The sequence below is a fragment of the Streptococcus thoraltensis DSM 12221 genome, assembly GCF_000380145.1.
Lineage (GTDB): Bacteria > Bacillota > Bacilli > Lactobacillales > Streptococcaceae > Streptococcus > Streptococcus thoraltensis.
This window is the reverse complement of sequence record NZ_KB904590.1, coordinates 14642-38210: the sequence shown is the minus strand read 5'-3', so window position 1 is coordinate 38210 and position 23569 is coordinate 14642. Positions and strand designations below refer to the sequence as shown.

Sequence of the window (23569 nt, the reverse complement as noted above, 5' to 3'; positions counted from 1 at the left end):
AGCTGCTCCCTGTCAAGTCAAGTATATAATGAAATAATAAAAGATTAAACAACGGTCTTGCCCCTCTTGAAATGAGGAACAAGGCCGTTATTGCGTTCTTGAAGATGTAGGATTCAATGTCTGTGACTAAGTCTTCAAAGGTCTTGTAAGTTTTATAGTCTTTTGAATTAACTTTGGTACATGGTCAGTTTCGACTTGCCCTACTCATAGTCAATGAAAATCCAAAGCTGACTAGGTGACGCTGGTGCAGATAGAACGGAAGTTCATCAAATCAAGTCAGCAAGGTCTGCTTTTGATTTTCGAAGAGTATTAAGTACTGTTCTGTGTCTTTCTGTTCCTTGTTTAAAAGTTAATTCATTTGACTATCTAATCACAGCACTTCGTTTTAAAGTGACTAAAGAAGTTCTCAATCGGCGCATTGTCGATGCATTTCTAAACACGGGACATTGAGCGTGTTATCTGGTTGTGTGTCATTAACATACGATACTTTTTTTAAGTTTACTGAGAGCACCTATCACTACGAAGAAGTGGTTTAATACTCAGGGCTTTGACTAGTGTTGCCACAACCACAGGGGATTGTCATTGTGTTGACTGATATGATAGGCTACGATAGAACCATCATAAAGATTATTAATGGCACTTGAGTAAACTTTACCCTCATAAAGGTGACATCTGTGCATTATTTCTGATTTGGTGCTTCAGCAATGACATTCCGATTAAGGAGATTCTCCTCAATGTTCACAAAACTAGTTTTTGTACAGAAACCATGAGAACGACGAATCCGCTTCTTATTATAGTTCACCCCAAGATGACAGTTTACAAATCGTGTCATCCGACGATAGCCAAAGACTCTATGTTCACGGTGAAAATCTTTTATGTGACTCATAAGCTCCGTATTTATCTCCTTTACAGCCGTTTCCTCAAATTTAGAGAATTGGGCATATGATTAAGTTAGGATATTTATCAGGTATCCAGAAGGGTTGGGAGTATAGATTTGAGTATCTCAAACACAGTCAAACAGCGACTGAATTCCAACTGGAAATTCAGGTGTATAAGACGAATTCCTCTGATTTTGCTCCACAAAAAGGGTTCTACGTCAACGAGGCTATCACCAGTTATAGTCAAATGAATTAACTTTGAGACAAAGAACTGAGACGCGGGCAGGACTTGAGTAGGGCAAGGCGAAAGTGACGGTGTCTCAACCTTAATTCAAAAGACTATAAAATAAAAAAACAATCGCTTTTATCTGAAGAAGGCAATCGCATTTTTGCTCAGCGCAAGGTTGATGTAGAACCTGTCTTTGGACAGATAAAGGCTTGTTTAGGTTACAAACGCTGCAACTTAAGAGAGAAGCGCCAAGTAACAATTGATATGGGATTGGTTCTCATAGCCAGTAACCTTCTCAAACATAATCAGAAAAGAGACTCACTCAAAACGTGAGTCTCTATTTTTATTACCTGAGAAATTTTTGTATCCCAGATTCTTTGATTTCGTTGCATAAAAAATACTAGATCTATCTGATTCTATTCAAAATTTCTAAGGTTATTATCGATAGGTCTTAAGTGTAGAAAAAATTTCTATACTTCCACATTTATGTGGAAGTGAAAAGGCTTACATTAGAGAGTGTTTCTATTTATAATTTAATCATACTAAAGGAAAGGAAATAGTATGAAACATCGTCAATTAAGTATTTTACATGATTTGATTGTTTCTGATACGTATTTGACGGCAAAAGTTCTGTCTGAAAAATACTCTGTTTCAACAAAAACTATCTATAACGATCTTGAAGAACTTAAGGCGATTTTTGATGATGTTAGTGATAATTTGGAAAAAATCCCTAGAAAAGGCATTCTCTTGTCTATGTCTGATGGGCGAAAGAAACGACTGCTTAATAATGCTCAAAAACATTTTGGAGAAACTCCAACAATTCGAGCTGTTATCTCAAAAGAGTTACTTTTATTAAATTATTTAGCTTTTGAAACGGAGGAATTAGACATTATTGATTTCTCTGTTGAGTACTATATTAGTGAGAGTTCTATCAGGCGTGGTTTAGAAAATCTTGAAGAAAGTTTTTCTAGCTATGACATCCACCTTGAACGTAGTCATGGAAAATATAAATTAACTGGCGATGAACAAGAAATTCGCAAATATTTAAGAAACTATTTTATTGAAAATTTAAATCTTTCAATTTCAGACTTGAGCCAAAATAGTCAGTTTAATACTTTTTTTTCAAAAGAAGAAATTAATTTTGTAATAGCAACCCTACACCATCTTTCAGCATCCTATAAATTTATTATTGATGAACAATACAAACTGTATTTACTTTTGGATTTACTAATATCGATGAAACGGTCCAATATGAAGAAACTTATTACTAGAGAGACTCATATTGATTTGATTACTAATCTTATTTATTACGAAGTATATAGTTTTGCAACTGATTTATATAGAGAGCTTGTTTTGATTGATGATTCGGTAATACCTGAAGGTGAAATTATTCATTTGGTATATTCACTTTTGTCAGTAGGCTATGAAAAAAGTGATGTTATTGATAGTGAGCATCTAGTTGCTACTGTTAAGCAATTTATTACGAGAGTAGGTGAACTACTGGGAGTAAATTTATCGACTGATGACCACCTTTTTAGAATGCTATTGTGTCATATTCAGCCGATGGTATTCCGCTTAAAGAATCGAATTGTTATTAACAATGATATTACTGAGGAGATTAAGAAAAAATACAATGTTTTATATAACATTGTTTGGCTATCTAGCAAAGAACTATCTGATGTATTTGAGATTGTCTTAACAGATGGTGAGATTGCTCTATTGACAGTTCACTTTGAAATATCTCTTGAAAAACTTGCTAAACCCCTGACGATCTATTTAGTTGCCCCACAAGGAATTGCAACCACTGAGTTAATTATGAATTCCTTAAATAGGATTATTTCAAATTTTGATCGGTTAATAAAAATTGAAAGTAAAAAACTAACACCTGAAAAAATTGCTCATGCTGATCTAATTATTAGTTCAATATATATCGATAATCCTAGTAATAAATTTGTGTTTATTAGCCCTATTCTCACAAGTACGGATTTTACTATTATTCAAAATCGCTATTCTCATTTACTTGAGGGAAGTCGCAGGATGTTATCTGTTATTGAAAATGAATCAATGTATACTCAGTCTTTAGTTCAAAAGCTGTTAGGGAATTCAATCATCATAAATCTGGATGTTAAAGATGTCAATAGTTGTTTGGATTTTATGGTCAGTATGTCTTCAGAGAATAATCAATCGAATACAGAATTCATCAAGTCGATAAAATACCGAGAGAAGTTGGGAAGTACGAGTTTGTATACTGGTGTAGCACTCCCCCATGCGGATCCTTCAGTAGTAAAAGAGTCGCAATTAATCATGGCGACCTTAAGAAAGCCGATTCGTTGGGGAAGTAATATGGTTAAAGTTATCATGTTAATCTCTATATCAGAGGCTGATGAGTTGCTATACAAAGATGCCTTGATTAGTCTGTATTCAAAAATTGATGACACAACATATATTGACAAGCTCTGGCATGCTGAAAATAGCGAAGAATTTTTATCGTTACTAGTAGAAAATGAGATGGATTAATAATTATAGAAAGGGAAACAAAGATGTCAGAAACTATTACCTTAGAACAATATGTATTGCCAGAATTTGTATTCTTGGGCGAATCTTTCAAAACAAAAAATGAATTATTTGAAAAAATCTATTCTAAAGCTTTCGACTTAAAGTATGTTCGTGAAGACTTTCTAGAAAGAATTAAAGAGCGCGAAAAAAACTTTCCAACAGGATTACAACTGGAAGATATGGGAGTTGCAATTCCACATACTGATGCTGAATGTGTATTAAAAGAATTCGTTGCAGTAGTCACTACAGATTCTGTCGAGTTTAAGAGTATGGAGGATGCTAATCAAAGTGTTCCAGTGGAAATTGCATTTATTCTTGGTTTGAATGAGCCACATGCACAGTTAGAAATGCTTCAATCTTTGATGGGATTGTTGCAAAATAAAGAAATTCTAGCAGACTTGAAAAATGCAAAAACATCTGAAGAAGTTATGACGTTAATTAAAACAAATCATTTATAAAATAAGGAGAAAATTGTTATGTCAAAAGTAAAAGTACTAGTCGCTTGTGGAGCTGGAATAGCAACATCAACTGTCGTCTTGAAAAAAATTGAAGATCTATTTTTAAAAAATAATATTGATGCACAAATTACCCAAATTAAAATTGCGGAAGCAGCATCATTACAAGATTCAAATGATATGTTGATTACAACAACGATGTTACCAACTGAGTATCGAATTCCTGCTATTAAAGCAATGGCATTCTTGACAGGTATTAATCAGGCTAAGGTTGAACAAGAAATTCTTGATGCTGTGGCCAAAATTCAAGAAGACGCATAATAAATAATATTTCATAAAGGAGACATCAATGGATACATTAACTAATGTTGTTCAAGGAATTTTGAATATGGGCTCAAGTGTAGTCCTTCCGATTATTATCTTTATTCTTGCAATGGTTTTCCGAGTGCCGCTACGTAAAGCAATTGTGTCTGGATTGACTGTCGGTATTGGAATGTTGGGGATTAGTTTGGTTCTCGGTTTATTATCTGATAACGTTGGTCCGGCTGCCCAAGCGATGGTCGAACGTTTCGGTTTAAATCTTACCATTGTTGATGCTGGCTGGCCTGCTGTATCTGCCGCTACTTGGTCACAACCAATTGCAGCTGTAATGATTCCAGTTATCTTAGTTGTAAACCTAATAATGTTAGCGTTTAACTTAACAAAAACACTTAACATTGATATTTGGAACTATTGGCATATGAGTGCAGCAGCAGCAACAGGTTATATTATTACAGGTAATTTCTTCTGGGGAATCGTTTGTGGTGTTATTTATACTGTAATTGTACAAATTGTTGCGGATAAAACAGCGCCGTATGTTCAAGAATACTATGGTCTTGAGGGGGTCTCAATCACAACTGGTTCTGCGCAAGGTTATGCGATTATTGGTATTCCTGTCGCATGGTTGGTAAGTAAAATTCCAGGAATTGGTGACTTGGATGTGGATCCCGAAACAATCCAAAAACGTTTTGGTATCTTTGGAGAACCAATGATTATGGGGATTATTATTGGTGGTGCCATGGCTATCCTTGGTGGATATGACATTACACGTATTCTTCAAACGGCTATGGCAATGGGTGCTGTTATGTTTATCTTGCCACGTATGGTTAAAATCCTGATGGAGGGCTTGATTCCGATTCAAGAGGCGGCTCAAGCAATGTTGCAAAAACGTTATGGGGATCGTGAAATTTTTCTTGGGATGGATGCGGCGCTTGCAACAGGATCGCCTGCAGCTCTTTCAACCGGTTTGTTAATGGTTCCAATTACACTTTTGATTGCTGTCTTGCTTCCAGGAAATCGTGTTCTTCCATTTGCTGACTTAGCAACAATTCCGTTTTTTGCAGCTCTTGTTGTTCCAACACGTAAAAGTAATATTCTTCACTCAGTAATTTCACTTACAGTAGTTATTACTTTTGCACTTTGGATGGCAACTGACTTTGCACCAGTATTGACGCAAATGGCTGAAGGGGTGGTTAAGTTCCCTAAAGGTGCATCTCAAATTTCAAACTTTGATACAGGTGGTAATATTCTTAACTGGATTTTTGTACCACTATCGAATCTTGTTAAAGGAATCTTTTAATAACTGATTATTACAAATAAAAGTTGGAGGAAAATCACAAATGAGTATTCCAGAAAAAATGATGGGGGTTTTTAAAACAGCCCCGGGTTATGATCAAATGGACTTCTATGAATTGGACGTTCCTAAAATTGCAGGTGACAAAGTATTGATTAAAGTAGCTTATACAGGAATTTGTGGATCTGACATTCACACTTTTAAAGGAGAATACATTAATCCTAAAGAACCTGTAGTTCTAGGTCATGAGTTTGCTGGTGAAGTTGTAGCAGTCGGTGAACAGGTGACGAGAGTTAAGGTTGGTGATCGTGTAACAAGTGAGACCACTTTTGAAACAAGTACAGATATCTATACACACAATCGTCTTTACAATCTTGCGATGAAACGCAAAGGTATTGGCTCTCAACAAAACGGATCAATGGCAAATTATGTGATGACACGTGAAGAAAGCGTACATATTTTGCCAGATACCTTAAGTTATGAGGGGGCGGCTATGACTGAGCCACTTGCTTGCTGCGTACATGCTATGTATCAAAAATCTCAATTGAGTTTGCATGACAAAATCATTATTATGGGACCAGGACCGATTGGTTTGCTGTTGTTGCAAATTGCAAAACATATTGGAGCGTTTGTCATCATGACTGGTATTACCCAGGATGCCGAACGTTTAGCGTTTGCGAAAGAACTTGGTGCGGATGTTGTAGTTGATACTTTAACGGAAGATTTAGAAGCGATTGTCATGGAACACACTGATGGATATGGTGTTGATAAAGCCTATGATGCATCTGGTGCGGTACCTGCTGTCAAACAAGTGTTGAAATTGATGAAGAAACAAGGACGTTTCGTACAAGTTGGACTATTTGCTAAAAATAACGTAGAAATTGATACGAATTCTATTATCCAACGTGAGATTGAATACGTTGGTAGTCGTTCACAAAACCCGTTTGACTGGCCAATTGCCATTCATTTACTGAATAATGGTGCTATTGCTATTGATAAAATGATTACTAAAAAATTCCCATTAGATAAATGGCGCGAAGCCTTCGAATCCGTGATGAGTGGTAAAGAATATAAAGTATTGATTGAGTCAAATCCAGGAGAATTTTGATAACTAATGAAGCTTGTGAGTAATTCGAATTACGAAAAAACTCACAAGTTTTGCTTAACAATATATTTGTCTAAAAAATCACAAGGAGAAAAATATGTCATTCGATTTCAATTCAAAAGAGTATTTAGGAAAAGTCGATGCCTGGTGGCGTGCGGCTAACTATCTATCCGCAGCGCAAATGTATTTAAAAGATAATTCACTATTAAAACGTGATGTTAAAGCAGAAGATCTGAAAGCCCATCCAATCGGTCACTGGGGAACAGTTCCTGGACAAAACTTTATCTATGCTCATCTGAACCGTGTTATCAATAAATATGATGCCGATATCTTCTATATTGAAGGACCTGGTCATGGGGGTCAAGTCATGGTTTCAAATGCCTATCTTGATGGCTCTTACACTGAATTAAATCCAGAAATCACACAAACAGAAGAAGGCTTTACAAAACTCTGTAAAATCTTCTCTTTCCCAGGAGGTATCGCCTCACATGCAGCTCCTGAAACACCAGGATCTATCCATGAAGGTGGAGAATTAGGGTACGCTCTTTCTCATGCGACAGGTGCTATTTTAGATAATCCAGATGTGATTGCAGCGACAGTTATCGGTGATGGAGAAGCTGAAACAGGTCCTCTGATGGCCGGTTGGTTATCAAATACTTTCATCAATCCCGTCTCTGACGGTGCTGTTTTACCAATTCTTTACCTCAATGGTGGTAAAATCCATAACCCAACAATTTTGGAGCGAAAAAGCGATGATGAATTGGAACAGTTCTTCTCAGGTCTTGGTTGGAAACCTATTTTTGCGGATGTAACAGCAGTAAGCAAGGATGTTGAAAAGTCTCATGCCATCTTTGCCGAAAAATTAGATCAAGCTATCGAAACCATCCGTTCTATCCAAGCTAAAGCGCGCCAAAACTCAGCAGAAGACGCCACACAACCAGCTTGGCCAGTACTTGTGGCTCGTATTCCAAAAGGTTGGACGGGTCCAGAATGCTGGGAAGGAGCTCCAATCGCTGGAGGATGGCGCGCTCACCAAGTGCCAATTCCGGTAGATTCGCACCATATGGAACATGTAGATGCCCTTCTTGATTGGTTGAAAGCTTATCGCCCAGAAGAACTTTTTGATGAGGAAGGCCGCTTGGTTTCAGAAATTGCAGAGATTGCACCAAAAGGTGATCGCCGTATGGGAATGAACCCAGTCACAAATGCTGGCATTGTCAAAGCTATTGACACAGCGGATTGGAAAAAACGTGCCTTTGAAATCGAGACACCAGGTGCTATTATGGCTCAAGATATGATTGAGTTTGGTAAATATGCGGCGGATTTAGTGGAAACAAATCCAGATACTTTCCGTATCTTTGGTCCGGACGAAACCAAATTCAATCGTCTTCAGGAAGTCTTCACTAAAACCAATCGTCAATGGCTAGGACGTCGTGACGAAAGCTATGATGAATGGATTTCACCATCTGGTCGGGTTATTGATTCACAATTGTCAGAACACCAAGCAGAAGGCTTCTTAGAAGGTTACGTTTTAACTGGGCGTCATGGCTTCTTTGCTTCCTATGAATCTTTCTTCCGTGTTGTAGATTCTATGATTACACAACATTTCAAGTGGTTGCGTAAGTCAAAAACACATACCACATGGCGCAAAAACTATCCACCGCTCAACTTGATTGCCACCTCAACTGTTTTCCAACAGGACCACAATGGCTATACTCACCAAGACCCAGGTCTATTGACCCATTTGGCTGAAAAAACACCAGAATTCATCCGAGAGTACTTACCAGCCGATACCAACAGTCTCTTGGCAGTAGCTGATAGAGCTTTCAAGGATGAAGATGTGATTAACTTACTGGTTACTTCGAAGCACCCACGACCACAATTCTACTCGGTTGAAGAAGCAGAAGAGTTGGTTGACAAGGGGTATAAGGTTATTGATTGGGCTTCTACTGTTTCAGCAGATGAAGAACCAGATGTTGTTTTTGCGGCAGCTGGCACTGAACCTAACCTTGAAGTTTTGGCAGGTATCTCCATCCTTCACAAAGCCTTTCCAGAGCTAAAAATCCGTTTTGTTAACGTAGTAGATGTCTTGAAACTTCGTCATCCAAGTGTTGATTCTCGGGGACTTTCAGATGATGAATTTGATAAAGTCTTTGCAACCGACAAGCCAGTTATTTTTGGATTCCATGGTTATGAAGGCATGATTCGTGATATCTTCTTTAATCGTCATAACCACAACCTTCGTGTGCATGGTTATCGTGAAAATGGTGATATTACAACACCGTTTGATATGCGTGTGATGTCAGAGTTGGATCGCTTCCATATTGCCCAAGATGCAGCAGATGCGGTTTATGGTGCAGAAGCAGAAGCTTTCAAAAGTGAGATGGATGATAAGGTCGCTTATCATAAAGCATATATCCGTGAACATGGTGATGACATCCCAGAAGTTCAAGAATGGAAATGGGAGAATATTAATTGATATAAACTTCTTATGAAAGTAACCTCTTGCTTAAATGCAGGAGGTTTTCGGGTATTTGATGTTGAAGAGGTATTATTATGGGTTATCCAAAGTATATTGAAGAATTAATAGAAGTTACGAATGATATGTGGTTACAAGGTTGGAATGAATATAATGGAGGCAATGTTAGTTATCGACTAAGTAAAGCAGAGATTGAAAATTTAGAGACTGATTTAAGTAATACAGATTTTCGTATCTCTTCAGAAAGTGAAGAGGTTAAAGTTATTCCAATTCCTCAAAATATACAAGGTCATTATTTATTAATTACAGCTACTTTTAGCCATTTTAGAAAATTAAAGCATCAAGTATCAGTTGATTCAGGCATTATTCGTTTAACTGATAAAGGATATGTCAAAGTTGCAGGATTTAACACAGGCAAAAATCCAACAAGTGAAATTTTTATGCATATCTTAGCACATTCAACTCGAATGAAATATGACAAAAATAGTAGAGTGGTAATCCATAATCACGCTAATAATATTGTCCTATACTCTCTTTTGAATGGTATTACGAGTGAAAGTCTTACGATTGATCTATGGTCTGTTTTAACAGAATCAATTGTTGTTTTTCCAGATGGTATCGGAGTTCTTGCATGGGATGTTCCGGGAACAGAAAGTTTAGGGAGGGCAACGGCTAAATTATTACATGAACATAGACTTGTCGTTTGGTCGCAGCATGGGGTGTTATCAACTGGTAGGGATTATCAAGACTGCTTTGGATTGATTGAAACAGCTAACAAAGCAGCAGGAATATCTTTGAAGCTACAGCAAATAAGTGGCAAACCTGTCTCAGAAAATAATGTTTTGACTAAAGATAATTTACGTGACGTTTGTCGTGTTTTGGGTGTTGATGGTAAGTACTTGTAGCTATTAATGGTTATTTAAGAAAGGACAGCTAATGAAAGTTTCTTCTAAATATTTGTATGAAGTTGCCAAAAAAGAAAATTTTGCTATTCCTCATGCTAATTTTATTGACTCGGATTCTGCTCGTGCCTATGTAAAGGTAGCAGAAAGGAGGGGGTTACCTCTTTTATTAGCTTATGCTCAATCACATAGTTCTATTCTTTCATTGGAAGAAGCCGCAGCGATTGGAAATTACTATGCAGACTCTGTATCGGTGCCTGTAGTCTTGCATTTGGATCATGGTACTGACTTTGAATTTATTAAGCGAGCCATTGACTTAGGTTTTACCTCAGTGATGATTGATGCTTCACAGGAATCTTTTGAAGACAATATTGCTATTACCAATAAAGTGGTTGAGTATGCTCATGAACGTGGTATTGTGGTAGAAGCTGAGTTGGGTCATGTGGGAGCAAATGACACCTCAGAAGCCGAACACTTGACAGACTCTGTTTATACTGAAGTTGAGGATGTTCAAGGATTTATGGAGGCAACTAATGTTGATTCCTTGGCTGTATCCATCGGAACTGCCCATGGTGTTTATAAGGGGGTTCCGAAAATTAATTTTGCTCGTCTTCATGAAATTGCTGAGCTGACAACTGTTCCCTTAGTTTTGCATGGAGGTTCTTCTTCGGGTGATGAAAACCTTGGTCGCTGTGCTCATGAGGGTATCACAAAAATCAATATCTACACAGACTTTATTGTTGCAGCGCAAAGAGCTGTACAAGCAATGGATACAGATGATTATATTGTTTCCCGAAAAGCTGTAGAAAAAGCGATGGAAGATGTTCTAGAACATTACTATGATATCTTTGGAACACAAAAAATTTAGGAGTAAATCATGAGTAAAGTAGAAGTAAAGACACCATTTTTTATATTTAATCCCAAATCTTACTTATATGGAGATGACATTGTTGAAATGGCTGAAGTTGCTGAAGAAATGGCACAAGCTCACCCAGAGGCATCTGTTTTTATAACGTGTCCATTTGCGGATATTAGTCGCGTAGTAGCGGTTACTGATAAGGCGTTTGTTTCTGCCCAACATTTAGATGGCATTGTGCCGGGCCGTGGTATGGGACATATCCTACCTGAATCTTTGAAAGCAGCTGGTGTGCAAGCAAGCTTTATCAATCATGCAGAGCATCCCTTGACATTTAGTGAATTGGTTAAAGCTGTAGAACGTGCTAATGAATTAGATATTGTGACAGTGGTTTGTGCGGATTCCCTCAAAGAAGCCCGAGCAATTGCGAGTCTAGAGCCAGATATTATTCTTTGCGAACCAACAGAGTTGATTGGTACGGGTAATACCAGTGATGAAGCCTATATAACGAGTACAAATGAAGCCATTAAAGCCGTGTCACCGAACACTTTAGTTATGCAAGCAGCAGGTATTTCAAGTGCTGATGATGTTTATAATGTCATTAAGTTAGGTGCGGATGGAACTGGCTGTACCAGCGGAATTACAGAAGCTTCAAATTCAAAACAAATGTTGCGTGACATGGTAGAAGCAGCTGTTAAAGCTAGTAGAGTATAAGGAGAATTTAAATGAAACTTCACAAAGCAACCTTTACACTAGATACGGAGGCTGGTAAGGCTACTTATGTGGATATTACACCACAACTTCGTCAGATTGTGAAAGAAAGTGGGATTCAAGATGGCCTTTTAGCGATGATTTCTCCTCACACGACCTGCGCAGTTTTCTTTGAAGAATTTGCTCATGATTATACTGAAGAAGGGGATGAATCGCTTCAAGCAGATCTTAATCATGTTTTGGAAAAAATTATTCCAGCCCATACTAGTGCTGACACCTATATTTACCCCGGAGAAGCTCATTATCAAGCAGTCGAATCTTGGCCAAATGCAGCTGATTATTTACCGGATGGGGATCGTAAAGCTTTATGGAATGGTGATGCTCACTTGGCTGCCACATTAATTGGTTCTAGCCAATTCGTTGATATTACCAATGGAGATTTGGGTACCGGAAGCACAGGCTATTTCTATTTTGTAGATTATGATAAAACACGAGAACGAATACGCAAATGTCAAGTGACTGTATTTGGAGAATAGTTTGGATTATAATATTTTTAGTTCTTTATGCCGATGTTTTTAGTATTAATACCCGGTAAAAACTGTCTAGTAGATAGTTTTGGATTGAAGGCAAGCATCCTTTTGGAGGTTTGTTTTTCAATATACCTCGTTATTGGACGCTTACGTTCAATCTTATATAGTCTTTCCTCTTTCTATGTTGTCCTATCAAGTATGATATTCCTTAGTTGTACAGAGGAGGGGCTAAGCTCAGAAAGTGAAAAAGGCGGATAAACTCTTTTTCTTTGTTGGTGTTCTCGTTGGTTATCTACTTGCCTCTACACGGTGTCAGTTGCTTTGCCTTTAAACGATGTAAGCTCCATGTCACATAGATATATTGTTTTAGCTCTGTAAAATACAGGGCTTTTTAATCTGTCAAAATCCCTCCCTCCCATTTTTGAACACTTTCTTGTGTGATTCTTGGTCTTTTTTGAAGCGCTTCCAAATTTTATAATATAGACATAAATAACACATCACATATGGAAAGAGGTAGTCATTATGGATATACTCCTAGCTCCCCTTAATTGGTTTTCGCAAAATATTTTGCAAAACCCCGCATTTTTTGTAGGACTTTTAGTTCTTATTGGATATTTACTTTTGAAGAAACCTTTGCATGATGTTTTTGCAGGTTTTATTAAAGCGACAGTTGGTTATTTAATTTTGAACGTTGGTGCAGGCGGTTTGGTCAATACTTTTCGACCAATTCTGGTTGCCTTGGCTGAAAAATTCAAATTAGAAGCCGCAGTTATCGATCCTTATTTCGGTCTAGCAGCAGCTAATGCTAAGCTGGAAACCATGGGATTTATCAGTGTTGCGACTACAGCTTTGCTCATTGGATTTGGAATCAATATCCTCATGGTTGCTCTTCGTAAAGTGACAAAAGTTAGAACACTCTTTATTACAGGGCATATTATGGTTCAACAAGCAGCGACCATTTCAGTATTCGTGTTATTACTGATACCTCAGTTTCAAAATGCTTTTGGAGCATGGGCAGTAGGAATTATATGTGGTCTTTACTGGGCGGTTAGTTCAAATATGACTGTTGAAGCAACACAACGATTGACAGGTGGTGGAGGCTTTGCCATTGGTCACCAACAACAATTTGCCATTTGGTTTGTTGACAAAGTTGCCCCATTTTTTGGTAAAAAAGAAGAAAATTTGGATAACTTAAAATTACCAACTTTCTTGAATATTTTCCATGATACTGTTGTGGCTTCAGCTACATTGATGTTGGTCTTCTTTGGAGGAATTCTTGCCGTACTTGGCCCAGAAATCATGTCCAATGCAGAATTGATTGGTGCAGGCGCTTATGTTCCTGAAAAGCAAGCTTTCTTCATGTATGTTCTTCAAACAGCTCTAACATTCTCTGTCTACCTTTTCATTTTGATGCAAGGGGTTCGTATGTTTGTTGCTGAATTAACCAACGCCTTTCAAGGGATTTCAAATAAATTACTTCCCGGTTCATTTCCAGCGGTTGACGTTGCAGCCTCTTACGGATTTGGGTCATCAAATGCTGTTTTATCAGGATTTGCTTTTGGTTTGATTGGGCAATTAATTACGATTGCATTGTTAGTTATCTTTAGAAACCCTATTTTAATCATTACTGGATTTGTTCCTGTGTTCTTCGATAATGCTGCTATCGCCGTTTACGCTGATAAACGTGGTGGTTGGAAAGCAGCAGTAGCCCTCTCATTTATCTCAGGTATATTACAAGTGGCTCTTGGTGCAGTAGCCGTGGGATTGCTTGGCTTGACAGGAGGGTATCACGGCAATATCGATTTAGTGCTTCCATGGTTGCCAATTGGCTATCTCTTTAAATACCTTGGTGTGATTGGTTATGTAATCGCTTGTTTATTCTTCTTGATTATTCCGCAGCTTCAATATGCTAAAGCAAAAGATAAAGAGGCTTACTATCGTGGCGATGCTCAAGGTGAGTAATGATTAATAATATTGTGAAATTTGAAAGGAAAAAATAATGGTAAAAGTATTAACAGCGTGTGGAAATGGTATGGGATCTTCAATGGTTATCAAAATGAAGGTCGAAAAAGCTCTTCGTGAATTAGGAGTTACGGATATTCAATCAGCCTCCTGTTCAGTTGGTGAAGCAAAAGGATTGGCTTCTGGTTATGATATTGTGGTCGCATCAAATCATCTCATTCATGAATTAGATGGAAGAACAAATGGAAAACTTGTCGGACTTGATAATCTTATGGATGACAATGAAATTAAAACAAAATTGAGCGAGATTCTATAAAAAGAAGAAGGGTTGGGTAACCAACCCTTATCCTATAAATGATTTGAGGAGAACAGATGAATTTACAACAATCTTTTAAAGAAAATAATTCTATTAGACTGGGTTTGAATGCAGATAGCTGGCAAGAAGCTGTCAAACTAGCTGTTCAACCCCTTATTGATAGCGGTGCTGTCAGTTCCGAATATTATGATGCTATCATTGCCTCCACTGAAAAATATGGTCCCTATTATGTTTTGATGCCTGGGATGGCTATGCCCCATGCGGAAGCTGGTAATGGCGTTTTTAAAGACGCCTTTGCCCTGATTACTTTAACTAATCCTGTTGTTTTTTCTGATGGAAAAGAAGCATCTGTTTTTATTACGTTAGCGGCGACCGATCCTGCTATTCATACCACTGTGGCTATTCCACAAATTGTAGCTCTCTTTGAACTTGACAATGCTATTGATCGTTTATTGGCTTGTCAAACTCCAGAAGAAGTTTTACAACTGGTTGAAGCCTCAAAAGACAGTCCATATTTAGAAGGTCTAGATTTGGATAGTTAATAAACAAAAAAGAAATTTCCCAAGCATATAGAAAGGATAAGGCTTTTACGAAATATTTAGAGTGAAGGTTGATTAGTTTTAGAAGCTCCTCTAGATATTTTTCAAGTCTGGTAATTTAATAATGACAAAATCAATTCCAAATTTACAAGTCGCCTTGGATCACTCAGATTTACAAGGAGCAATTCAAGCTGCAGTAGCGGTTGGGCATGAAGTCGATGTTATCGAGGCAGGGACAGTTTGTTTGCTACAAGTTGGTAGTGAGTTAGTAGAGGTATTAAGAAGTTTATTCCCTGAAAAAATAATTGTTGCTGATACGAAATGTGCTGACGCAGGAGGAACTGTTGCTAAAAACAACGCCAATCGCGGCGCAGACTGGATGACGTGTATTTGTTGTGCAACCATTCCAACTATGGAGGCAGCTTTAAAAGCTATTAAAGAAGTTCGTGGTGATTGCGGTGAAATTCAAATTGAACTATATGGCGATTGGACCTTTGAACAAGCTCAGCAGTGGCTTGATGCAGGTATCTCCCAAGCAATCTACCACCAATCACGTGACGCGCTTCTTGCTGGCGAAACTTGGGGTGAAAAAGATCTTAATAAAGTAAAAAAACTCATTGAGATGGGATTCAGAGTTTCTGTCACTGGGGGACTAAATATTGACACTTTGAAGTTGTTCCAAGGCGTTGATGTCTTTACTTTTATTGCTGGTCGAGGTATCACCGAAGCGGAAAATCCTGCAAAAGCAGCTCGTGATTTCAAAGAAGAAATCCGCCGTATTTGGGGGTGATTTGATGAACCGTCCGATTGGTATTTACGAAAAGGCTACACCAAAGGATTTTTCATGGAGAGAGCGGTTAAACTTTGCCAAAGAACTGGGTTTTGATTTTGTGGAGATGTCCATTGATGAGACTGATAGTCGATTGGCAAGGCTTGACTGGTCAAAAGAGGAACGTCTAGAGCTTGTTAAAGCCATTTTTGATACAGGTATTCGTATCCCCACCATCTGCTTTTCAGGTCACAGACGCTTTCCACTAGGCTCTAATGATCCTGATATTGAAGCTAAATCCCTTGAACTGATGAAAAAATGTATTCGTTTAGCTCAAGATTTAGGTGTTAGAACGATTCAATTAGCAGGTTATGATGTTTATTATGAAGAAAAATCTTCTCAAACGCGAGAAAGATTTATAAAAAACCTCAGACGTGCTTGCGATTGGGCTGAAGCAGCACAGGTGATTTTAGCGATTGAAATCATGGATGATCCTTTTATTAATTCCATCGAAAAATACTTAGCCATTGAAAAAGAAATTGATTCTCCATACCTTTTTGTTTATCCAGATACAGGAAACGTTTCGGCTTGGCATAATGATTTATGGAGTGAATTTTACAATGGACATCGCTCTATTGCCGCCCTTCATATGAAAGATACATACCCTGTCACTGAGAAATCAAGTGGTCAATTCAGAGACGTTCCATTTGGTAAGGGATGTGTGGATTGGGAGGAAATGTTTGCGGTTATTAAGCGCAGCAATTATAAGGGACCATTCTTGATTGAAATGTGGTCTGAAAATTGTGAAACGATTGAGGAAACGAAGGCTGCTATCAAAGAGGCTCAAGATTTTCTATACCCATTGATGAAGAAAGCAGAGGTTATCTAATGCCAAAAAATTTACAGGAAATGAGAGAACGCGTCTGTCAAGCCAATAAATCTTTGCCAGAGCACGGTTTGGTAAAATTTACTTGGGGGAATGTTTCTGAAGTTTGTCGAGAACTTGGTCGGATTGTTATCAAACCGTCTGGAGTTGACTACGATCTCTTGACGCCAGAAAATATGGTGGTTACTGATTTAGATGGTAATGTTGTGGAGGGAGAGTTAAACCCATCTTCTGATTTACCCACCCATGTAGAACTTTATAAAGCTTGGCCAGAAGTTGGAGGCATTGTTCATACGCATTCAACGGAGGCAGTTGGTTGGGCTCAAGCTGGTCGTGATATTCCTTTTTATGGAACAACCCATGCTGATTATTTTTATGGTCCTGTTCCTTGCGCTCGCTCTTTGAGTCAAGAAGAAGTAGATTCAGCGTATGAAAAAGAGACTGGAGCGGTCATTATTGAAGAATTTGAAAGACGTGGTCTAGACCCAGTGGCTGTTCCTGGTATTGTCGTTCGTAATCATGGACCATTCACTTGGGGGAAAGACCCAGCTCAGGCTGTCTATCATTCAGTAGTGTTAGAGGAAGTAGCAAAAATGAATCGCCTGACAGAAGGTATTAATCCACAAGTTGAGCCTGCACCTCAATATATTTTAGATAAACATTATCTAAGAAAACATGGACCTAATGCTTATTACGGGCAGAAAGATGACAATCACTGATGTCATAAAAGTTTAAGGAGCAACTAATTGATTTGCTCCTATTTGTCTTTTATTGCTCTTTATAAAAGTTTGTATTGTGGAATTTTTCTTAGAAAACTAAATCCTACTTTTTGATAGGGTATAATTAAGTTCAAAAAGAAAGAGGTGGCCTTTTGTTATTGGATAAAAAGAGTTATGATTTGCTGGCATATCTGTTAGTACTGGAGCAGCATCAAACAGTCAGTCACATTGCCGAGCAGCTTGAGCAGTCTCGTCGTAAAATTTATTACCATTTGGAAAAAATTAACGATTCACTGCCTAGTGATGTTGAACCGATTACTAGTATTCCTAGATTGGGTATTTTACTAAGCCCAGAACAAAAGGCTGCTTGCCAAGAACTTTTACATCAAACGGATTCTTATTTTTATGTGATGAGTGCTGATGAGCGTTTAATGTTGACTACCTTAGCTATTGCAACTAGCAAAAATCGAATGACGATTGATCAATTAATCACTATCTGCGAGGTATCTAGGAATACGGTACTAAGTGATTTAAATCAGTTGAGAAATCGATTAAGTGAGGCAGGTTTAGGGATAAAATTATCAGTTACAAAAGCCAAGGGCTATCATTTTGAAGGACATCCCCTAGCTTTTATACAGTATTTTTATGGTATTTTGCTATCTTTAGACCAAATGGCATCGAATCATTTTGCAGCTATCGTTTTTGAGCAATTGAAAATCATAAATCAACCGCATCTCTTAGTGTCCGATGCTCTTCACAAGTTCATTAGCCACCACTTTGCGCAAGCTGAATTAAAGTTGGGTAAAACCTTGAATCAAAGAGAACGACACTTCTTTGTCAATAGTCTTCCTTATCTTCTATTAGCTTATCGAAAGTTGGAGTGCCCAAAGAGTTTTAGAGAGCTATTATCACAAGAGCTGGCGCCAGTTCGGAAACGGTTGGAATTTCAATTGGTACAAGAGATGAATCTAGCTGTTCAAAAGCAATTTGATCTAACACTAGAAGCTCTTGAAATCGACATTATTACGCTGCTTCTGCTCTCATTTCGAAAGGATAAGGATTCCCATCTAGAAAGTAGTGATTATGCTAGTTTAAGGCAATCCTTGGTTTCTTATCTCAATTATTTTCAAGAGCATTTTGGTAGTCAATTCGTCAATAGAGAAGATTTGGAAAAGCAACTCTTAATGCATTGTAAGTCACTTCTCTACCGTAAGCAATATGGCATTCCTAGCTATAATCCCCTAACAGATACGATTAAGGAAAAATACGAACGACTCTATACGATGGTTGCTTCAACTATATATCTATTAGAGGGGGAATGGCAAGTCAGTTTAAGTGACGATGAAATTGCTTTTCTAGTCATTCACATAGGAGGGGCGATTCGGCGACATAAGGATAATTATCATCAGAAAAAGACAGTTATCGTTAGCGATGATGGGATTGCTATACAGAAATTTTTATTAAACCGAACGCAACGCTTTATTCCTTCCTTGAAAATTGAAGCCGTTTTTACCACAGAACAATTTCAAAGTGTCGCTGATCTTCTCGAAATAAGCTTTATCATTACCACTCAGGATAGCTTAGAGACGGATCTTCCTGTTGTTTTTGTTAATCCGCTAATGAGCGATGATGACATCCTTAAACTGCTTAGAATCACTCAAGGTAATTATCAGCCGTGGGATACACAAGGTATTCAGGAAAAAATTAGGGGTTGTATTGAGCAATTTGCCCCTAATTGCAAGCAGACAGATCAATTCATTAAGTCGCTTGAAGAAGTTATTTATCAAGAATTGATTTCAGATTTAATTTCCTATGGAAAATAATAAAATGTAACCTTAGGGCACAATAGTATATGAAAAAGAGGATTAGGTAAAACCATTCATTACGATATGTGCAATTTTTATAAGACAGAATCTGGTATCGTTGTGCCAGATTATTTTGATGGAAAAAATTGGAAGACGCATTAATTGTTGGATAAAAGTCTAGTTTTGAACACTTTTTTGTGTGCTTCTTGGTCTTTTTTGCCAAGACAGATAGGCATATACTTAACTTATCAAGGAATTTAAATTGGAGGAAACTTTATGCCAAATGTTAAAGATATAACCCGTGAATCATGGATTTTAGCGACATTTCCAGAATGGGGAACATGGTTGAATGAAGAAATTGAAGAAGAAGTTGTTGCAGAAGGTAACTTTGCTATGTGGTGGCTAGGCAACTGTGGTGTTTGGATAAAAACACCTGGTGGAGCCAATGTGGTCATGGACCTCTGGGCAAATCGAGGAAAGGCTACTAAAAAGGTTAAAGACATGATTTGGGGACACCAAATGGCTAATATGGCTGGAGTACGCAAATTACAACCGAATTTACGCGTACAACCAATGGTCATTGATCCCTTTGCTATTAATGAGTTAGACTATTATTTGGTATCTCATGTTCACTCAGATCACATGGATATTTCTACATCCGCAGCTATTCTTAATAATCCAAAACTCGACCACGTAAAATTTGTAGGCCCAAGCGGTTGTGCTGATATTTGGAAAGGTTGGGGTGTTCCTGAAGATCGTATTCAGGTCATCAAACCTGGTGAAAGTTTTGAATTTAAAGACATCAAAGTAACTGCAGTAGAATCCTTTGACAGAACTTGTTTGGTAACACTTCCTATTGAAGGCTATGAAGAAAACGGTAATAGTTTATCAGGACTTCCAGTCAGTGATGAGCTTATGGCAAGTAAGGCTGTTAACTACATCTTTGAAACACCTGGTGGAACTATTTATCACGGTGCTGATTCACATTTCTCAAATTATTTTGCTAAACATGGCCGTGATTTTAAAATTGACGTTGCGATTAATAATTATGGGGACAATCCAATCGGAATTCAAGATAAAATGACCTCTATTGATCTTCTTCGCATGGCGGAAAATCTTGGTGCTGAAGTTATTATTCCAGTTCACTACGATATTTGGTCAAACTTTATGGCTTCAACTGATGAAATCCTAGAACTTTGGAAAATGCGAAAAGAACGATTGCAATACAAGTTCCATCCTTTTATCTGGGAAGTCGGTGGAAAATACACTTATCCACAAGATAAAGACCGCATAGAATACCATCACCCACGTGGCTTCGATGATTACTTCTTAGAAGATTCAGATATTCAGTTTAAAGCTTTATTGTAAGCAATAGGAAAGTCCAGTTCAACGAATTGGGCTTTTTTGGGCTTCAATTTGTAAAATGAAGCTAGATAGAAAAAAGTCATCTATGTTAGACACAGATAAACACCATACTTGTCTGAGAGGAACTGATTCAAATGACCTATACGCATCTTGCCACAAAACGCAGTAGTTATACGTTTTAACGCCGCAGGTTTTTATTTGTTTTTATCAAGAAGTCTTACTTCTCTGGAAATAGAAGTTAGCTAAAGGGGATTATAGGTCTATAAAGTTGTTTGATGAGGTCATCAAATTATTGAAATAAGGACGCGTAACAGCTTGTGGTATGCATAGGAATGCCAGATTCAGTATGTTATAGTCTTTTGTTTGAATTACCCTTTGATACATGGTCACTTTCAGCTTGTCCTACTCACAGTTTTCGAAAATCAAAAGCAGACCTTGTTGACTTGATTTGATGAACTTTAGTTCTATCTGAATCGGCGTCGCCTAGTCTGCTTTGGATTTTCATTGAGTATCAAGCACTGTCCGCATCTTTTTTTGTTCCTTGTCTGAAAGTTAATTTATTTGACTATATTGAGGGTGATGACGGTGTTTATCCTTGCGATTTTATGCTCTCGATGACTATATATTAAAGAAATGGCAATTCAGCTAGATCAGCAGGAATCAAGAACGGCTTTAGATGTGTTAGAGATTTATAATAATAAAAATAGATGATGAATGCTTATTTCAAGGGAAAATAGGAATTAGTTCCTTGATTTTTTAGGTATTGAATTATCCGCCCCTCTTTATCTTAATCAATCTAAAAACAGAGAATTATCAGTTAAATTGCGTTATAATGGCGGTATATATGTATTTGCAAAGAATGCTATCAATACGATTTATAGGACTCTTTAGATTAAAAAATGGAAACGTTGTAGTCGGCTAAATTAATCTGTTCGCGTATAAATCAACAGGAGGAAGTTGAGTGCTATTATTTGAAAGATTATCGGATCAAAGTCATATGACAGAATTGGAAAAAAGTATTGCTAACTATTTTTTAAATGTAGGTCATCATCTCGATAAAAAAAGTTCACGTTCCATTGCAAGTGAGCTATTCGTATCGCCATCAACTATTAGTCGTTTTTGTCAATTAGTCGGTTATTCTGGTTTTAATCAATTCAAGGAGTCCTATCTAAAGGATTTGAAATATCTAGATAGTCATTTTCAAGAGATTAATCCGATAATGAAATTAATGTCCTTCGTTCTTGGTTGCAAATGGGTATTCATGCTAATGATGACCAAACAAAATTTCAAGCTGTGCACCATTTATTTGTAGCTTCTGCTAAAGCTGTCAAACTTTGTCATCAAATTATTCCTGAAGCGAAAATTGGCAATATGGTCATGTACGCTCCCAGTTATGCTATGACAGCAAAACCTGAAGATGTTATGGCTAATATCATCTATAAACGTCAGGTTGAATTTTATCTTGATGTCATGGTGAAAGGGTATTATCCTAGCTATAAACTCAAAGAATTTGAACGCCACAATATGACCATAAGTATGGAAGAGAATGATTTAAACATTATTCAAGAAGGGTGTGTTGATTTTATAGGATTTTCCTATTATATGTCGACAATGTCTACAACAGATACAAGTGTTGCAAAGACTCCAGGCAACAACATGATGGGATACAAAAATCCCAATCTTGATGTTTCTGAATGGGGGTGGACATTGGATCCTTTAGGATTGAGAATTGCACTTTGCGAAATGTATGAACGTTATCATGTTCCGCTCTTTATTGTTGAGAATGGTTTAGGTGCAGTTGATGAACTAACTGAAGATTTAGTAATCAATGATGATTATCGAATTGATTATTTAACAAGTCATATTAAAGCAATGAAGGATGCTGTGGAGTTAGATGGAATCGATTTAATGGGATATACCCCTTGGGGCTGTATTGACTTAGTTGCATGGTCAACAGGAGAAATGAAAAAACGATATGGCTTTATTTATGTAGATGTAGACGATCGAGGACAAGGGACGTTTAAGCGTTATAAAAAGAAATCGTTTGACTGGTACCAACAGGTGATTACAACTAATGGTGATGTGATAGATTAGAAGGAGCATTATGATTGCACTATTGTATGGATTAATTGTTCTTTTAGCAACAGCTATAGGGGCTACGACTGGAGCAGGTGGGGGAGCCATTATTAAACCAGTTTTTGATTTAATTGGGATGGATAATGTGACGACAATAGGCATTTATTCGACAGTCGCGGTTTTTTCAATGTGCCTTTCTTCTCTTTACAAACATTCCAAATCTGGACAAGGCTTTGACAAGGTGATTATGCTATTGCTTGCAATAGGCTCTTTATCAGGTGGTTATCTGGGAGATTATTTATTTAAGATTGTTACACAATCCATAAATAACAGTAACGTAACTGCTATACAGTCAATCTTATTATTTTTGGTACTATTAGCCGTTTTAATGTTTACCTCTCAAAAAGAAAAATTTCCAAGACTATATATTAGGAATAACATAGCAATAGTTATCTTCGGATTAATAGCTGGAACATTATCCGTCTTTATTGGAATTGGTGGTGGACCACTTAATATCATTATTTTACTGGGTTTCATGTCTATGACGGCAAAAGAAGCTACAGCCTATTCTATTGGTATGATATTCTTCGCCCAATTTCCTAAAATTATTAGTATTCTAATGTTTAACCAAACTTCCACAGTCGAGCCAATTATCATCCCGATTATTGTTGTAACAGCTACCCTAGGGGGATACATAGGAACAAAAATCAATCATTACTTTTCAGAAAGACAAGTAACGACCATGTATACATTACTGATGACCGGTTTATTGATAACATGTGTCGTTAATATTATACAGAACATGTAATGTTTATTTAT

General features: G+C 37.4%; 21 protein-coding genes and 3 pseudogenes. 23 read left to right on the top strand and 1 reads right to left on the bottom strand.

What is annotated here, in order from left to right; genetic code table 11:
* Nucleotides 1-369: 369 nt before the first annotated feature.
* Nucleotides 370-943 (bottom strand): annotated as a pseudogene (locus tag A3IA_RS13385) (DDE-type integrase/transposase/recombinase); the annotation flags it as partial.
* Here A3IA_RS13385 and A3IA_RS11785 point away from each other — a divergent pair.
* The 23 genes and pseudogenes from A3IA_RS11785 (at nt 943) to A3IA_RS0103535 (ending at nt 23558) form a co-directional block, all read left to right on the top strand.
* Nucleotides 943-1134, top strand: a complete 192-nt coding sequence (locus A3IA_RS11785) for a hypothetical protein (RefSeq protein ID WP_018379989.1) — start codon at nt 943-945, stop codon at nt 1132-1134. The pseudogene A3IA_RS13385 and the gene A3IA_RS11785 sit on opposite strands and share 1 nt — an antisense overlap.
* Before the next feature lie 99 nt (nt 1135-1233).
* Nucleotides 1234-1440 (top strand): annotated as a pseudogene (locus tag A3IA_RS12505) (transposase); the annotation flags it as partial.
* Nucleotides 1441-1668: 228 nt separating this feature from the next.
* The gene (locus tag A3IA_RS0103630; protein WP_018379988.1) at nt 1669-3624 is read left to right on the top strand and encodes a BglG family transcription antiterminator; all 1956 of its coding nucleotides are present in this window, start codon (nt 1669-1671) and stop codon (nt 3622-3624) included.
* Between the two features lie 23 nt (nt 3625-3647).
* Nucleotides 3648-4121 carry a PTS sugar transporter subunit IIA gene (locus A3IA_RS0103625; RefSeq protein ID WP_018379987.1) on the top strand — a complete coding sequence of 158 codons (474 nt, stop codon included), beginning with the start codon at nt 3648-3650 and terminating at the stop codon, nt 4119-4121.
* An 18-nt stretch (nt 4122-4139) separates the two neighbouring features.
* Nucleotides 4140-4439, top strand: a complete 300-nt coding sequence (locus A3IA_RS0103620) for a PTS sugar transporter subunit IIB (protein ID WP_018379986.1) — start codon at nt 4140-4142, stop codon at nt 4437-4439.
* A 28-nt stretch (nt 4440-4467) separates the two neighbouring features.
* Complete coding sequence (locus A3IA_RS0103615; RefSeq protein WP_018379985.1) at nt 4468-5736, top strand: PTS galactitol transporter subunit IIC; 1269 nt, start codon at nt 4468-4470, stop codon at nt 5734-5736.
* Between the two features lie 40 nt (nt 5737-5776).
* Complete coding sequence (locus tag A3IA_RS0103610) at nt 5777-6838, top strand: zinc-binding dehydrogenase (RefSeq protein ID WP_018379984.1); 1062 nt, start codon at nt 5777-5779, stop codon at nt 6836-6838.
* A gap of 94 nt (nt 6839-6932) precedes the next feature.
* Nucleotides 6933-9314, top strand: a complete 2382-nt coding sequence (locus A3IA_RS0103605) for a phosphoketolase family protein (protein WP_018379983.1) — start codon at nt 6933-6935, stop codon at nt 9312-9314.
* Between the two features lie 77 nt (nt 9315-9391).
* Nucleotides 9392-10219, top strand: a complete 828-nt coding sequence (gene rhaD / locus A3IA_RS0103600) for a rhamnulose-1-phosphate aldolase (RefSeq protein WP_018379982.1) — start codon at nt 9392-9394, stop codon at nt 10217-10219.
* Nucleotides 10220-10250: 31 nt separating this feature from the next.
* On the top strand, nt 10251-11084 hold the full coding sequence (locus A3IA_RS0103595) for a class II fructose-bisphosphate aldolase (protein WP_018379981.1): 834 nt from the start codon (nt 10251-10253) through the stop codon (nt 11082-11084).
* A 9-nt stretch (nt 11085-11093) separates the two neighbouring features.
* Nucleotides 11094-11786, top strand: coding sequence for a triose-phosphate isomerase (locus A3IA_RS0103590; RefSeq protein WP_018379980.1), 693 nt, complete (start codon nt 11094-11096; stop codon nt 11784-11786).
* An 11-nt stretch (nt 11787-11797) separates the two neighbouring features.
* Nucleotides 11798-12319 (top strand): YjbQ family protein, encoded by a 522-nt coding sequence (locus A3IA_RS0103585; RefSeq protein ID WP_018379979.1) that lies wholly within the window; start codon nt 11798-11800, stop codon nt 12317-12319.
* Between the two features lie 516 nt (nt 12320-12835).
* Nucleotides 12836-14275: a PTS sugar transporter subunit IIC gene (locus tag A3IA_RS0103580; protein WP_018379978.1), complete on the top strand. Its 1440-nt coding sequence runs from the start codon at nt 12836-12838 to the stop codon at nt 14273-14275.
* A 37-nt stretch (nt 14276-14312) separates the two neighbouring features.
* A complete protein-coding gene (locus tag A3IA_RS0103575; RefSeq protein ID WP_018379977.1) occupies nt 14313-14591 on the top strand; it encodes a PTS sugar transporter subunit IIB in 279 nt (92 codons plus the stop codon).
* A gap of 56 nt (nt 14592-14647) precedes the next feature.
* Complete coding sequence (locus tag A3IA_RS0103570; RefSeq protein ID WP_018379976.1) at nt 14648-15133, top strand: PTS sugar transporter subunit IIA; 486 nt, start codon at nt 14648-14650, stop codon at nt 15131-15133.
* A 121-nt stretch (nt 15134-15254) separates the two neighbouring features.
* Nucleotides 15255-15920 carry a 3-keto-L-gulonate-6-phosphate decarboxylase UlaD gene (locus A3IA_RS0103565; protein ID WP_018379975.1) on the top strand — a complete coding sequence of 222 codons (666 nt, stop codon included), beginning with the start codon at nt 15255-15257 and terminating at the stop codon, nt 15918-15920.
* A gap of 4 nt (nt 15921-15924) precedes the next feature.
* Complete coding sequence (locus A3IA_RS0103560; RefSeq protein WP_018379974.1) at nt 15925-16788, top strand: L-ribulose-5-phosphate 3-epimerase; 864 nt, start codon at nt 15925-15927, stop codon at nt 16786-16788.
* Nucleotides 16788-17504, top strand: coding sequence for an L-ribulose-5-phosphate 4-epimerase (locus tag A3IA_RS0103555; protein WP_018379973.1), 717 nt, complete (start codon nt 16788-16790; stop codon nt 17502-17504). Before A3IA_RS0103560 ends, A3IA_RS0103555 begins: the two co-directional genes overlap by 1 nt.
* Nucleotides 17505-17656: 152 nt before the next feature.
* On the top strand, nt 17657-19327 hold the full coding sequence (locus A3IA_RS0103550) for a BglG family transcription antiterminator (RefSeq protein WP_018379972.1): 1671 nt from the start codon (nt 17657-17659) through the stop codon (nt 19325-19327).
* Nucleotides 19328-19585: 258 nt separating this feature from the next.
* The gene (ulaG, locus tag A3IA_RS0103545; RefSeq protein ID WP_018379971.1) at nt 19586-20677 is read left to right on the top strand and encodes an L-ascorbate 6-phosphate lactonase; all 1092 of its coding nucleotides are present in this window, start codon (nt 19586-19588) and stop codon (nt 20675-20677) included.
* 958 nt (nt 20678-21635) lie between these two features.
* Entirely contained in the window at nt 21636-21986 is a 351-nt protein-coding gene (locus tag A3IA_RS12500; RefSeq protein ID WP_018379970.1) for a MurR/RpiR family transcriptional regulator, read from the top strand.
* Nucleotides 21893-22768, top strand: a pseudogene (locus tag A3IA_RS11780) (glycoside hydrolase family 1 protein); the annotation flags it as partial. The gene A3IA_RS12500 and the pseudogene A3IA_RS11780, both read left to right, overlap by 94 nt.
* Nucleotides 22769-22778: 10 nt before the next feature.
* Nucleotides 22779-23558 (top strand): sulfite exporter TauE/SafE family protein, encoded by a 780-nt coding sequence (locus tag A3IA_RS0103535; protein WP_018379968.1) that lies wholly within the window; start codon nt 22779-22781, stop codon nt 23556-23558.
* Nucleotides 23559-23569: the final 11 nt, after the last annotated feature.

Coding starts and splice junctions, on each gene's coding strand:
- A3IA_RS11785 (WP_018379989.1), top strand. CDS start 943: ATGATTAAGTTAGGATATTTATCAGGTATCCAGAAGGGTTGGGAGTAT.
- A3IA_RS0103630 (WP_018379988.1), top strand. CDS start 1,669: ATGAAACATCGTCAATTAAGTATTTTACATGATTTGATTGTTTCTGAT.
- A3IA_RS0103625 (WP_018379987.1), top strand. CDS start 3,648: ATGTCAGAAACTATTACCTTAGAACAATATGTATTGCCAGAATTTGTA.
- A3IA_RS0103620 (WP_018379986.1), top strand. CDS start 4,140: ATGTCAAAAGTAAAAGTACTAGTCGCTTGTGGAGCTGGAATAGCAACA.
- A3IA_RS0103615 (WP_018379985.1), top strand. CDS start 4,468: ATGGATACATTAACTAATGTTGTTCAAGGAATTTTGAATATGGGCTCA.
- A3IA_RS0103610 (WP_018379984.1), top strand. CDS start 5,777: ATGAGTATTCCAGAAAAAATGATGGGGGTTTTTAAAACAGCCCCGGGT.
- A3IA_RS0103605 (WP_018379983.1), top strand. CDS start 6,933: ATGTCATTCGATTTCAATTCAAAAGAGTATTTAGGAAAAGTCGATGCC.
- rhaD (WP_018379982.1), top strand. CDS start 9,392: ATGGGTTATCCAAAGTATATTGAAGAATTAATAGAAGTTACGAATGAT.
- A3IA_RS0103595 (WP_018379981.1), top strand. CDS start 10,251: ATGAAAGTTTCTTCTAAATATTTGTATGAAGTTGCCAAAAAAGAAAAT.
- A3IA_RS0103590 (WP_018379980.1), top strand. CDS start 11,094: ATGAGTAAAGTAGAAGTAAAGACACCATTTTTTATATTTAATCCCAAA.
- A3IA_RS0103585 (WP_018379979.1), top strand. CDS start 11,798: ATGAAACTTCACAAAGCAACCTTTACACTAGATACGGAGGCTGGTAAG.
- A3IA_RS0103580 (WP_018379978.1), top strand. CDS start 12,836: ATGGATATACTCCTAGCTCCCCTTAATTGGTTTTCGCAAAATATTTTG.
- A3IA_RS0103575 (WP_018379977.1), top strand. CDS start 14,313: ATGGTAAAAGTATTAACAGCGTGTGGAAATGGTATGGGATCTTCAATG.
- A3IA_RS0103570 (WP_018379976.1), top strand. CDS start 14,648: ATGAATTTACAACAATCTTTTAAAGAAAATAATTCTATTAGACTGGGT.
- A3IA_RS0103565 (WP_018379975.1), top strand. CDS start 15,255: ATGACAAAATCAATTCCAAATTTACAAGTCGCCTTGGATCACTCAGAT.
- A3IA_RS0103560 (WP_018379974.1), top strand. CDS start 15,925: ATGAACCGTCCGATTGGTATTTACGAAAAGGCTACACCAAAGGATTTT.
- A3IA_RS0103555 (WP_018379973.1), top strand. CDS start 16,788: ATGCCAAAAAATTTACAGGAAATGAGAGAACGCGTCTGTCAAGCCAAT.
- ulaG (WP_018379971.1), top strand. CDS start 19,586: ATGCCAAATGTTAAAGATATAACCCGTGAATCATGGATTTTAGCGACA.
- A3IA_RS0103535 (WP_018379968.1), top strand. CDS start 22,779: ATGATTGCACTATTGTATGGATTAATTGTTCTTTTAGCAACAGCTATA.